Source organism: Chryseobacterium sp. OV279 (assembly GCF_900128945.1).
Taxonomy (GTDB): Bacteria; Bacteroidota; Bacteroidia; order Flavobacteriales; family Weeksellaceae; genus Chryseobacterium.
Genome location: NZ_FQUD01000006.1, coordinates 113,942 through 126,149, shown reverse-complemented (window position 1 = coordinate 126,149; position 12,208 = coordinate 113,942). Strand labels below are relative to the sequence as shown.

Sequence of the window (12,208 nt, the reverse complement as noted above, 5' to 3'; positions counted from 1 at the left end):
TGATGAAAGACCAACAACAAAGATCTATCCAGGGAATTTTATCAATTGCAGCACTGGTCTGTATGGCCATAGGCTGGTTTAATCTATTTTCACCTGAAGTTAATCATCTGCTTTCAGGAAAGGTATTTTATATATTGATAGGAGCAAGTTTCTTTATTCAGGCTCCTACCTTGACCAATAAAAATTTTATGTACGGTATGTATGCAGCGGCCGGAGCTTGCGTATTGGGAGCTTTTCTGCCGTCAGATTCACAACTTTCGGTACTTAAAACCATCGGTCTTCTGGGGGGAGTGATCCTTTCGATATCCAGCAGACGTCAATAGTGAATTATGGAGGAGCAGATTGCATATGAGGATAACCATCTTCTGGTGGTGAACAAAAAAGTAGGACAGCTTGTTCAGGGCGATAAAACCGGCGATGAATCTTTGCTGGAGTCCATTAAACATTTTATAAAGAAAAGAGATGACAAGCCGGGAAATGTTTTTCTCGGTTTGGTTCACCGTATAGACCGCCCGACTTCGGGTCTGGTCATTTATGCTAAAACTTCCAAAGCGCTTACCCGTCTTACCCAGATGGTGAAAAACAGGGAAGTAAAGAAAACCTATTGGGCTGTCGTAGGAAAAGAAATGATTCCTCAGAGCCAGAGATTGGTGCATTACTTAAAGAAGAATGAAAAAAACAATAAGGCGAGCGTTTTTCCAAAAGTAACCGAAGGTGCAAAAGAAGCCATTCTTACTTATCATGTGATTAAGACATTAGATAATTATATGCTTCTGGAAATCGATCTGGAAACGGGAAGACATCACCAGATTCGTGCTCAGCTCTCTAAAACAGGAATTCCTATCAAAGGAGATCTGAAATATGGAGCACCCCGCTCGAATCCGGATGGTGGAATCAATCTTCATGCGAGAAAACTGGAGTTTATTCATCCCGTCACCAAGGAAAAAGTAGAAATTATTGCTCCCGTTCCGCAGAATGATGCCATATGGAGAGCTTGTGAAGAATAAAAAAAATAATCCTGCATACCTTTGCAGGATTTTGTTTTTGTACGTTTTAAAGTTGGGGTATTAATGGAAATTTATTCATTGATTTTTTCCAAGGTTAGTGATAAATTAACTACTATTAATCAATTTTATTGTTGATAATTTATTCGAATCTGTTTTTTATTTAATTATTTGTAAAAATTCATATCTTAGTTTGGAATTTAATCCATCGTATATGAAACATTTTTACAATTTTTTCTCTCAACGCAACGAAAAAGTAAATTATTTAAAAAGTACTTTATTCGGTCTTGCTGTAATGCTTGGAGGTGGCAGTTTTGTATCAGCACAGGTAAGTGCTTACAGTTTTGCTCAGTCCTCAGAAACTTATACCTCTATTACGGGAACGGTTTTGGCTGAAGCTACAGGAAATACTTCAGCAACAAATCTTGACAGTAATTTTTATCCTGTAACCCTGCCATTTGGCTTTGTCTTTAATGGAACATCCTATACTTCCCTGAACGTTTCCACAAATGGGTTTATTACCTTTGGGGCCACAGCACCAGCAACCTCAACCAGCAGTCCGATATCTGGAACTGTTGCATATGACGGAGCTGTTTCTGCCTGGGGAAGAGATCTCAGTACCGTATTTGATATCAATGGTACTACCGGAAACATAAGTTGGGAAACCGTAGGTTCTGCTCCTAACCGGGAGATCGTGATTCAATGGAAGAATTTCAGACCAGCCTACAGTGCTTCCACTACCGCAGCCTATACATTTTCTTTTCAGATAAGACTTCAGGAAACGTCCAATGCTATAAAAATGGTGTATAACAGCGGAGCATTTTTAGTGGGCAGTACGGCTATAGCAACGACAGCTCAGATTGGTTTGAGGGGCAGCACAAATACAGATTTTAATAACAGACTTAACGCGACCACCCTGGAATTTATAAACTCCACAGCCGGGACCGCAAACAGCAGTACCCAAGCTGCCAATACAACGAACGCAATTCCGGGAATGCCGCCAGCGGGTTTGACCTATACCTGGTCAGTACCTACATGCTGGATGCCGTCAGGGGTCAATGTAACAGGGGCCACAACCAATTTAGCTACCGTAAACTGGACGGCTCCTTCACCAGCTCCTGCCAATGGATATGAAGTCTATTATTCTACTTCCAATACTGTACCTACAGCCTCTACACCGGCCACGATAACAGGGATAACAGGATTATCCACACCATTAAGTCCGCTACAGCCTGCTACCAACTATTTTGTATGGGTAAGATCAGTATGCAGCACTTCAGATAAAAGTAACTGGACGCCACTTACCAATTTTGCCACACAGTGTGATGCACTTCCCGGATCTTATTTTGAGGGATTTGAAGGGTACACCGGTGTAACCAACGGAAATGCAGGTGTTCTGCCGGTTTGCTGGACTAATTTAGGATCCAATAATGGTGGCCATATTTCAAACAGTACAACGATTACCGGAAGCAATACACTGTATATGTGGACATCGGGAACCCGTATTGCGTATGTCGCTCTTCCTGCAATGAGTACCCTGCAGTCCGGAACGTATAAACTGAAATTTGATGCAAAAGCTTCAGTAACGGCAAACGGAATTCTTCAGGTAGGATATGTAGATCCATCGAATAATTTTGTACAGCTCACAACTTTCAGCGTAACGACTACCAATACAGTATATCCGTTCACTTTTGATATCCCTGCATTACCGGCCGGGGTAACCCAATTGGCTTTAAAGAATTTAGGAACACCTGCGAACAGTCTTTCTATTGATAACATTTCTTATGAGCCACGGACTTTAAGTACTCTGGAAACGGCTAAAAAAGATGCGCTGAAAATTTATCCGAATCCATTCAGTGATAACATCAGTATTTCTGATGCTGATAAAGTAAAATCTGTGATTGTTGCTGATGTTTCAGGAAGAATTGTTAAAATGATTGACAATGTTTCCTCCAGTGTGAATTTATCAGAATTGAAAACAGGTTTATATATTCTGAATGTTCAGTATAAAGACGGAACAAGGTCTTCCCATAAAATAATCAAGAAGTAACCAAAACAAATATTTAAAATCAAAAGCGATGGATTCCATCGCTTTTTTTGTTGTATTCACTGAGATTCGATAAACCGGATAGAAAAACAAAATTTTGCGCGTTCTGAAAAAATACCTACCTTCGTTGCAACTTTAGGGGTGTCTGTAAATATACAGACTGAGACTTTACCCTTTGAACCTGATCTGGATTATACCAGCGTAGGGAAAAGTAAATGACTTTTGCTGTACATTCTACTGTACAATAAGGGCCATTCCTAAAGTATATATAAAATAATTAGGAATGGAACTTACAATCAACCACACAACGAAAACATTTGAAGTACTTCCCGATACTCTGGAAGCACTTATAGCTATGGAAATACCCGGAAAGAAAAAGGGGATCGCCGTAGCTGTGAACAACCGTATTATTCCACTGTCCGCCTGGGCAGAAACCCTCCTTAAAGATAAAGATTCAGTGTTAATCATTACTGCCACTCAGGGCGGATAATTCTCATTTAATAAAACAAAAATTTATGGCTCATTCAATCACATGTTCGCCATTTCCGAACGCCAAGAAAATTTATGTTGAAGGAAAAATACATCCTATCAGCGTGGCAATGCGTGAAATTCATCTCAGTCCTACCAGGCTTACGAACGGCAGTCTGGAAGAAAATCCCCCGGTTACCATTTATGATACCTCGGGACCTTATACGGACGAAAATGTATCCATCGATATTATGAAAGGACTTCCAAGAATTCGTGAACAGTGGATTCTGGACAGGAAGGATGTAGATATCCTGAACGGCATCACATCAGAATATGGAAAAGCACGTTTAGCAGACACGCGTCTCGATGAATTGCGTTTTGCGTACGACCACAAACCAAAAGTAGCCAAAGAAGGAATGGAGCTTACGCAGCTTTACTACGCCAAACAGGGAATCATCACTCCTGAAATGGAATATGTAGCGATCAGGGAAAACCAGCGGATCGAACAGCTGGATAGTGTTTCCAGAGAAATGGCATTTCAGCATCCGGGAAACAGTTTTGGGGCTAATACACCAAAAAGCAAAATTACTCCCGAATTTGTAAGAGACGAGATTGCAGCCGGAAGAGCAATCATCCCGAATAATATCAACCATCCGGAGAGTGAACCGATGATTATCGGGCGTAATTTTCTGGTTAAAATCAATGCCAACATTGGAAACAGTGCCGTTTCATCCAGTATAGATGAGGAAGTGGAAAAGGCAGTTTGGGCCTGCCGTTGGGGAGCAGATACCATTATGGATCTTTCCACAGGAAAAAACATCCACGAAACCAGAGAATGGATCATCAGAAACAGTCCGGTTCCGATCGGTACAGTTCCTATTTATCAGGCGCTGGAAAAAGTAAAAGGAGTTCCTGAAGATCTGACGTGGGAAGTTTTTAAAGATACTTTGATCGAGCAGGCGGAACAGGGCGTTTCTTATTTTACGATTCATGCCGGAGTATTGTTGAGATACATCCACCTTACCGCAAAAAGAGTAACGGGAATTGTTTCCAGAGGTGGCTCTATTATGGCTAAATGGTGTCTTTACCATCATAAAGAAAACTTTTTGTACACCCATTTCGAAGAGATCTGCGAGATCATGAAGAAATACGATGTGGCTTTCTCACTGGGAGATGGTCTGCGTCCCGGATCTATCGCAGATGCGAATGATGCAGCCCAGTTTGCAGAACTGGAAACTTTAGGTGAACTCACCAAGATCGCATGGAAACATAATGTACAGGTCATGATCGAAGGGCCAGGTCACGTGCCAATGCATATGATCAAAGAAAATATGGAGAAGCAACTGGAAGTTTGTCAGGAAGCCCCGTTTTATACTTTAGGTCCATTGACAACGGATATTGCTCCGGGATATGATCACATCACTTCAGGAATCGGGGCTGCCATGATCGGTTGGTTCGGTTGTGCGATGCTTTGCTATGTAACGCCAAAAGAACATTTAGGCCTTCCCAACAAAGAAGATGTGAAGGTGGGAGTGATTACTTACAAGCTTGCGGCCCATGCTGCAGATCTGGCAAAAGGTCATCCGGGTGCTCAGTACAGAGACAATGCATTAAGTAAAGCCCGGTTTGAGTTCAGATGGGAAGATCAGTTCAATCTTTCATTAGATCCGGATACAGCGAGAGCTTATCATGACGAAACATTACCGGCAGAAGGCGCTAAAATTGCCCACTTCTGTTCTATGTGTGGTCCGAAATTCTGTTCCATGAAAATCACTCAGGAGATAAGGGATTCCGCAGAAAAAGGAATGCTGGATAAGTCCCAGGAATTTATTGAAAAAGGAAAAGAAATCTATATATGATCCTTGTCATCACTCCTGAAGTTTCTGTTCAACATGAGGCTGAAATAATCAATCAGCTGTTTCAGGAAGGATTGGACCTGCTGCACATCAGGAAACCTATGTTCATCCGGGAAGAAATGAAAAGCTTCCTCGATACTATTGATGAGAAATTTTATGCTCAATTGGTGGTGCATGGATTTTATGATATGGGAAACGAATATCCTGTTTCCCGGTTTCATTTCAGGGAAATAGACCGTCTGAACGGAGATTTTAAGTCTTACGCAGACTCAACTATTGTTTCAACCTCGGTGCATGATATTCAAACCTTTAATGCTCTGGGAAAAGAATGGGAATATGCATTTGTAAGTCCTGTTTTTCCAAGTATTTCGAAAAAGGGATATGGTGAGAAATCTGCTGTGATAGAAGACCTGAAACAGAGGACAAATTATGATGTCAAACTGATTGCTTTGGGAGGAATTAATGAAAATAATATCAGTAAAGTCTTTGAAAACGGAGCAGACGGAGCAGCGCTTTTAGGAGGAATATGGGAAAGTGAAGAACCTGTACATTCATTCAGAAAATGCAGAGAGAAAATCACAGATCATTCAGTTTAATTAATCATGGAAAAATTACAATACATATCACAGGGACAGACAAAGCAGGAGCAGGAACTCAATATCCGGACTGCGCTGGACAATGGTATAGAATGGGTTCAGGTTCGCTGGAAAAATGCTTCAGAGAACGAATTAACCGAACTCTGCACCGTGTCAAAACAGCTCTGCTCAGAATATCAGGCGGTCTGTATCATCAATGATCATGTTCAGATCGCAAAAGAAATTGATGCAGACGGTGTTCATTTAGGTTTAAATGATGTATCAATCGAGACGGCAAGAACTGTTTTAGGAGCTCATAAGATCATTGGAGGGACGGCTAACACAGTGTCGGATGTGATTCAAAGAATAGAAGAGCGGTGTGATTATATCGGTCTCGGACCCTTGAGGTTTACGGCTACAAAAGAAAAGCTCAGCCCGGTGTTGGGGTTTGAAGGCTATCAGCATATGATTAACAGTTTAAAAGAAAAATCAATCACCATTCCGAAGATCTTCGCGATAGGAGGAGTTGTGCCTGAAGATATAGAACTGCTGCAGCAGATCGGAATCTATGGAGTGGCGGTATCGGGACAGATCACCAACCGGCCGGCTGCCATCAGTGAATTTAAAAAAGCAATGATATGAATAATCAAAAATTAATAATAGCAGACAGAATATTCGGGTCAAGACTGTTCCTAGGGACCGGAAAGTTCGGAAACCTCGATGAAATGGCAACCTCTGTGATTGCTTCGGGAACAGATATGGTCACCATGGCCTTGAAAAGAATAGATTCCGGTGCGGCAGAAGACGGCCTGTTGGATTCATTAAAAGAAACCCATGTTCACCTTCTTCCCAACACTTCGGGAGCCAGAACCGCGAAAGAAGCCGTACTGGCGGCTCAGCTTGCAAGAGAAGCGCTGGAAACCAACTGGGTAAAACTGGAAATTCATCCCGATCCGAAATACCTTCTTCCGGATCCTATCGAAACCTTGTATGCAACGGAAGAATTGGCTAAACTGGGATTTGTCGTGATGCCTTACATCCATGCCGATCCTGTTCTGTGTAAACGTCTGGAAGATGCCGGAACTGCTGTAGTAATGCCTTTAGGAGCTCCAATTGGGACTAATAAAGGATTGAGAACATTAGATTTCCTGGAGATCATTATCAGTCAGAGCAATGTTCCCGTGGTGGTAGATGCCGGAATCGGGGCGCCTTCAGATGCGGCAAAAGCAATGGAAATGGGAGCTGATGCAGTTCTTGTGAATACTGCAATTGCCGTGGCAAGAAATCCGGTCAATATGGCTTTAGCCTTTAAGGAAGGTGTTATTGCAGGAAGAAGAGCTTTTGAATCCGGGCTGGGAGCTATAGCAGATCACGCTGAAGCTTCAAGTCCTTTGACCTCGTTTTTATTTGAATAATACAGCGGATACATAATGAACAGCTTTAAAGATGTTTTTGAACGCTATCAGTGGGATGAGGTAAAGGCCAGACTCGGAAAAGTGACTCATTCGGATGTACTGAACAGCCTTCAGAAGAAAAACAAAACATTGGATGATTTTCTCAACCTGCTTTCTCCCGCCGCCGCACAGGAGCTGGAACTGATGGCCAAAATGACCCGTCAGCTTACCCAGAAACGCTTTGGGAAAACCATTCAGCTGTATGCACCGATGTACCTCAGCAATGAATGTCAGAATATATGTACGTATTGTGGCTTCAGTCTGGATAATGATGTGAGAAGGAAAACCCTTTCTGATACGGAAGTAATGATAGAAGCCTCTGTTCTGAAATCTATGGGTGTTAATCACGTTCTGTTAGTCAGTGGAGAAGCCAATAAAACCGTAGGAATTTCCTACTTTTTGAACGCAGTCCGCCTGATGAGACCTCATTTTGCCAATATCTCAATTGAGGTGCAGCCTTTATCGGAGAATGAATATCTGCAGTTGCATCAGGAAGGCGTTTATTCGGTGTTGGTATATCAGGAAACCTATCATCAGGAAGTGTATAAAGAATACCATCCCAAAGGGAAAAAATCCAATTTCCATTTCCGCTTAGACACTCCTGACAGAATAGGAAGAGCAGGAATCCATAAGATCGGACTTGGTGTGCTGCTTGGGCTTGAAGATTGGCGTGTAGACAGTTTCTTTAATGCCCTTCACATTGATTATCTGCAGAAACAATACTGGAAGAGCCGTTTTTCAGTTTCCTTTCCAAGACTCAGACCTGCAGAAGGAATTATTGAACCCAATTTTATCATGGAAGATAAAGACCTGCTGCAACTGATATGTGCTTACAGAATCTGGAATGAAGATCTGGAAATCTCCATATCTACCAGAGAAAATGAAAAATTCAGAAATAATATCATCTCACTTGGAGCAACAGCTATGAGTGCTGCTTCTAAAACCAATCCGGGAGGTTATGCCGTAGATGTAGAATCTCTGGAACAGTTTGAAACCAGCGATGAAAGAAGCATGGAAGAAGTGAAAACCAGCATCAGAAAAGCAGGCTACGATCCGGTGATGAAAGACTGGGATCCTGCGTACAGTGGATTTAATTACAGTGGAAAATGAAAAGGCAAGATGTTTTTGAAAGATACAGCCGACAGATATTCATAGAAGAAATCGGGCTGGAAGGGCAAAAGAAAATCAGGTCGTCCAAAGTTCTTATCATTGGAGCAGGAGGCTTGGGAAGTCCCGTTATTCAATACCTGGCAGCGGCGGGAGTTGGAACTTTAGGGGTTGCAGATTTTGATGAGGTAGAACTTCACAACCTGAATCGCCAGATCATTCATAATGAAAATACAGTTGGGGTTTCAAAGGTCAAAAGTGCGGAAACTTTTGTCGGTAATCTCAATCATCAGGTGAATTTTATAGGAATTGATAAGAAAATTGACAGTTCAAATGCAGAAGAAATCATTTCTCAGTATGATATTATTGTAGACGGGTCCGATAATTTTACCGCCAGATATCTGATCAATGATACTTGTGTAAAACTGGGGAAACCTTTGGTCTACGGAAGTATTCTGGGTTTTGCAGGACAGACTGCCTTATTCAATTACAAAGGGAGTAAAAATCTCAGAGACCTCTTTCCGGAGCCACCTTTTGATGAAGATATCCCGGATTGTGACAGTCTTGGAGTTTTGGGAGCGCTGCCGGGGATTATTGGAAGTATGATGGCTATGCAGGTTTTAAAGATCATCACAGAACTTCCCATACATCCGGATCAGCTTACCCTTGTTGATACTTTGCACTGGAGATTCCAGACTATAGATTTTTAAATTAACTGAATTGGGATAAGAATTTAAGATTAAAAGGTTGGAAGATGGAAGCTGGAGGATGGAAGTTACTATTGGGTACTAGTACTTAACAATTTCTTTTAAAGGTATTGAAGTCGTTTTAAAAAGATGAATAAAAATATCCTGTGTTTCTATCTGTGACTTCAATAACTTCCCTCTTCGAGCTTCTGACTTCCTTACTCATAATAAAAACTGAACTCACGTTACATTATATTGTTTTTAAATAAATGAGGCAGTAAAATCTCTTTACTGCCTCATTTTATTTGGATAAGTTACTGGGGAGCCTGCATGACACCTGAATCTTCTTTTTTAGTACTGTTTAAAATACTGGCATCTTCTTTTGCCAGCTTATTCTTTGTCGGAATTTTGTAGTTAATAGACAGTCCGAAGTTTCTTGTATCATATTTACTTCTCAATATTACGGCATCGCCTGCTGGCGGATTAGAACGTACCTGCATCACCTGTCCGTTGAAAATATCATTAGCGAAAACAGAAAGAGTCAGTTTGTTGTTCAGGAATTTCTTCGTTAAAGTAATATCCACATTATTGTTAAATGGCTTTTCTGCCGTAAAGTAGAAATAACCGGCTTTAGGGGTTAGATAACTGTAATTAGCCGTCATTTTTATGCCTTTGGGAAGGATCAACTGAGCCATTACATTAAAAATCCAGAAACCTTTATTATTGAGGTTGTCAATTTCATGCTTCTGATAACCTGCATACAGATACATGAAGTTAATTTTGTCCGGATTGAAATCAAACTTCATAATTTCACTGATCGGTTTGCTGAAGATCATAAACGGAACCGGAAGTCCAACATTGAAGTTGTGAATTCTCATATTGGAAATGTTCACCTGCTGATTGTAAAGATTTTTACCATCCTTCATAATGATCTGTGCTACCTGATCCTTCGCAGAACTTACACTGTATCCGATGAAAGCATAATCAAAAGCAGAGATTTTTAACTCGTAATTGTCAAAAATGGTCGGCTGAAGATTGGGGTTACCGTTTATTTGCGTGTTAGGACCCGAAAACGTTACGTTATTGGGATTCAGGGCAGAGATGCTTGGTAAGCTGATCTTCTTGTTATAGTTTGCGGCAATATATACCTGATTCATCAGATTATACTGCACACTTGCATTAGGGAAAATTTTAAACTTATTGAACGTTCTCAGATCTTTCTGTACTACAAGACCGGCACTGTCCTTTCTGGCTATTCCGGAAATATCATAATTTTCAGCACGTGCCCCTAAGGTGAAATCAAACTTTTTCAGTTTAGCCTGAAGCTCAAGATAGGTAGAAGCAGTCTGTCTTTGATATTCAAGGTTTTTAAGTCCTTTACTTTCTGTTTCAAAATCCTGTCTTTCGTACAATCCGCCGGCACTTACTTTTCCACCGTCCAGAAGTTTAATGGGCTGTGAATAATCTATCTTGAAATTGGCCACCCTCATATCCGATTTATTATTAAGGATATCATTGGCACCAGGATTATTGAAAGTTTGACCATCATCTGTGAAATTGCCTCTTTGGAAGAAATTATCCTGGGCAAACTTACTGTCAGATTTTGTATAACCAAACTGGAAATCCAGTTTTTGAGACTTATCGCTAAAACGTTTTTGATAGGTAGCAACAGCTTCCTGTCTTAGATTATTGGTTCGGGCAGCATCAAAAGCGTTAAAATCCGCTTCTCTGTATTTATCTTTTTCTTTATCAAAAATTTCCGCAAGACCATTACTCGCAGTATAATTGTCATTATTATTATGATAGATATCGTAGTTTAACAATAGCCTGTCGTTCCCAAGGTCAAAAGTCATTCCTGATTTGGCAAAATATCCGCGGCCGATTCGGTCTGTATTACTGTTCAACAATACATCCTGCATGGTGTTCAGCATGCTTTCACGGTAATTCTGGCCTACATTCAGCTGCCATCCGAACAGTTTATTTCTGGCATTCAGGTTCAGGGAATGGGTGGTTCTGCTTCTGAATTTATCGTAATTCGTAAAAGAGTAGTTTCCGGAATAAGTAGCCGTTAAATATTTATTGGCATTTTTATTAGTAATGATATTCATGATGGCACCTCCCGAAGTGGCAGGATATTCAGCACCCGGTTGCGTGATCACTTCAATTCTGTCTACCGAGTTGGCCGGCATTCCTTCAAGGAAAGAATTCAATTCATTGGAAGTGATATTTAAAGGTCTTCCGTTCAGATATACATCCAGGATTTTACCCTGATACATCATTCCCGCGATATCGGTAGATACCAATCCCGGAAGTTTTTTAATTCCTTCTAAAACGTTACCGTTATTCAGCTGTGGCTGCTCCGAAAAATCGAAAATAGTACGGTCTGCTTTCTGTTCAACGGCTTTTTTAGTTTTGGTGATTACTACACCTTCAATTTGCTTCTCCTTCTCCGTACCGCTATTGGGTTTCTCCTGTGAATAGGCGAAAAAAGATCCCAACAGAGATAAAGTTAATATAGTTTTTTTCATAATGTTTTTTTCCTACTCTCCAGTTAGACGTAAAAAAGAGTAATTTGTTACGGCAAAATTTGCGAAAAGTTAAATTTTTAAGCAATTATTTTTTTATTTCCGAAATAATTATATCTTTGCCAGGTAATTATCAAGAATCTCATAGATGGGATAGCAACCTGCAAAAACAAGCAAGGTGCTGAAATAGATAAGCCGGTATGCCCGGAAAAAATGTTTATTCTCTATTTTCTCCCCATCTTGACATTTTTGTTTTAAAAATAAAATCAATGTTTAAAGACAAGGGAAACCACAAGACCAATTTAAATTTTCGTTTCTCAGATCATGAAGTACCGCTTCATTATTCTGATCTCTTTTCATGCCATTTCCACATGCGTATGTGTTGTTGTTTCTAGACTTTGGATCAACTTCAAAACCTGTGTAAGAGATAAGCTTTTTTTGACGCAAAGAAATTAATTATTGTATTGATAAAGGGAAGCAAAGGCG

11 protein-coding genes and 2 riboswitches are annotated in these 12,208 nt (G+C 40.6%); of the genes, 10 read left to right on the top strand and 1 reads right to left on the bottom strand.

Annotated features, from left to right (window positions below; translation table 11 throughout):
- The first annotated feature begins 2 nt into the window (after nucleotides 1–2).
- The 10 genes from BUA72_RS23220 (at nucleotide 3) to BUA72_RS23175 (ending at nucleotide 9,221) form a co-directional block, all read left to right on the top strand.
- Nucleotides 3–323, top strand: coding sequence for a hypothetical protein (locus BUA72_RS23220; protein ID WP_072925610.1), 321 nt, complete (start codon nucleotides 3–5; stop codon nucleotides 321–323).
- Between the two features lie 6 nt (nucleotides 324–329).
- Nucleotides 330–1,007, top strand: a complete 678-nt coding sequence (locus BUA72_RS23215) for an RluA family pseudouridine synthase (RefSeq protein WP_394332582.1) — start codon at nucleotides 330–332, stop codon at nucleotides 1,005–1,007.
- A 211-nt stretch (nucleotides 1,008–1,218) separates the two neighbouring features.
- Nucleotides 1,219–3,054: a T9SS type A sorting domain-containing protein gene (locus BUA72_RS23210; protein ID WP_072925607.1), complete on the top strand. Its 1,836-nt coding sequence runs from the start codon at nucleotides 1,219–1,221 to the stop codon at nucleotides 3,052–3,054.
- A gap of 124 nt (nucleotides 3,055–3,178) precedes the next feature.
- A riboswitch (TPP riboswitch) is annotated at nucleotides 3,179–3,276 on the top strand.
- Nucleotides 3,277–3,334: 58 nt separating this feature from the next.
- On the top strand, nucleotides 3,335–3,541 hold the full coding sequence (gene thiS / locus BUA72_RS23205; protein WP_072925604.1) for a sulfur carrier protein ThiS: 207 nt from the start codon (nucleotides 3,335–3,337) through the stop codon (nucleotides 3,539–3,541).
- A 25-nt stretch (nucleotides 3,542–3,566) separates the two neighbouring features.
- Nucleotides 3,567–5,378 carry a phosphomethylpyrimidine synthase ThiC gene (thiC, locus tag BUA72_RS23200; RefSeq protein WP_072925600.1) on the top strand — a complete coding sequence of 604 codons (1,812 nt, stop codon included), beginning with the start codon at nucleotides 3,567–3,569 and terminating at the stop codon, nucleotides 5,376–5,378.
- Nucleotides 5,375–5,971, top strand: coding sequence for a thiamine phosphate synthase (locus tag BUA72_RS23195; protein ID WP_072925597.1), 597 nt, complete (start codon nucleotides 5,375–5,377; stop codon nucleotides 5,969–5,971). The genes thiC and BUA72_RS23195 overlap by 4 nt, the downstream gene beginning before the upstream one ends.
- Nucleotides 5,972–5,977: 6 nt before the next feature.
- On the top strand, nucleotides 5,978–6,592 hold the full coding sequence (locus BUA72_RS23190) for a thiamine phosphate synthase (protein ID WP_072925594.1): 615 nt from the start codon (nucleotides 5,978–5,980) through the stop codon (nucleotides 6,590–6,592).
- Complete coding sequence (locus tag BUA72_RS23185; protein WP_072925591.1) at nucleotides 6,589–7,365, top strand: thiazole synthase; 777 nt, start codon at nucleotides 6,589–6,591, stop codon at nucleotides 7,363–7,365. Before BUA72_RS23190 ends, BUA72_RS23185 begins: the two co-directional genes overlap by 4 nt.
- A 15-nt stretch (nucleotides 7,366–7,380) precedes the next feature.
- Nucleotides 7,381–8,514 carry a 2-iminoacetate synthase ThiH gene (gene thiH, locus BUA72_RS23180; RefSeq protein WP_072925589.1) on the top strand — a complete coding sequence of 378 codons (1,134 nt, stop codon included), beginning with the start codon at nucleotides 7,381–7,383 and terminating at the stop codon, nucleotides 8,512–8,514.
- The gene (locus BUA72_RS23175) at nucleotides 8,511–9,221 is read left to right on the top strand and encodes a HesA/MoeB/ThiF family protein (RefSeq protein WP_072925587.1); all 711 of its coding nucleotides are present in this window, start codon (nucleotides 8,511–8,513) and stop codon (nucleotides 9,219–9,221) included. Before thiH ends, BUA72_RS23175 begins: the two co-directional genes overlap by 4 nt.
- A 290-nt stretch (nucleotides 9,222–9,511) precedes the next feature.
- On the opposite strand, the gene BUA72_RS23170 is transcribed toward BUA72_RS23175, so the two are convergent.
- Nucleotides 9,512–11,725: an outer membrane beta-barrel protein gene (locus BUA72_RS23170; RefSeq protein WP_034726946.1), complete on the bottom strand. Its 2,214-nt coding sequence runs from the start codon at nucleotides 11,723–11,725 to the stop codon at nucleotides 9,512–9,514.
- Between the two features lie 122 nt (nucleotides 11,726–11,847).
- Nucleotides 11,848–11,946, top strand: a riboswitch (SAM-I-IV-variant riboswitch).
- Nucleotides 11,947–12,208 lie beyond the last annotated feature (262 nt).

Coding starts and splice junctions, on each gene's coding strand:
- BUA72_RS23215 (WP_394332582.1), top strand. CDS start 330: ATGGAGGAGCAGATTGCATATGAGGATAACCATCTTCTGGTGGTGAAC.
- BUA72_RS23175 (WP_072925587.1), top strand. CDS start 8,511: ATGAAAAGGCAAGATGTTTTTGAAAGATACAGCCGACAGATATTCATA.
- thiC (WP_072925600.1), top strand. CDS start 3,567: ATGGCTCATTCAATCACATGTTCGCCATTTCCGAACGCCAAGAAAATT.
- BUA72_RS23195 (WP_072925597.1), top strand. CDS start 5,375: ATGATCCTTGTCATCACTCCTGAAGTTTCTGTTCAACATGAGGCTGAA.
- thiS (WP_072925604.1), top strand. CDS start 3,335: ATGGAACTTACAATCAACCACACAACGAAAACATTTGAAGTACTTCCC.
- BUA72_RS23170 (WP_034726946.1), bottom strand. CDS start 11,725: ATGAAAAAAACTATATTAACTTTATCTCTGTTGGGATCTTTTTTCGCC.
- BUA72_RS23190 (WP_072925594.1), top strand. CDS start 5,978: ATGGAAAAATTACAATACATATCACAGGGACAGACAAAGCAGGAGCAG.
- BUA72_RS23220 (WP_072925610.1), top strand. CDS start 3: ATGAAAGACCAACAACAAAGATCTATCCAGGGAATTTTATCAATTGCA.
- thiH (WP_072925589.1), top strand. CDS start 7,381: ATGAACAGCTTTAAAGATGTTTTTGAACGCTATCAGTGGGATGAGGTA.
- BUA72_RS23185 (WP_072925591.1), top strand. CDS start 6,589: ATGAATAATCAAAAATTAATAATAGCAGACAGAATATTCGGGTCAAGA.
- BUA72_RS23210 (WP_072925607.1), top strand. CDS start 1,219: ATGAAACATTTTTACAATTTTTTCTCTCAACGCAACGAAAAAGTAAAT.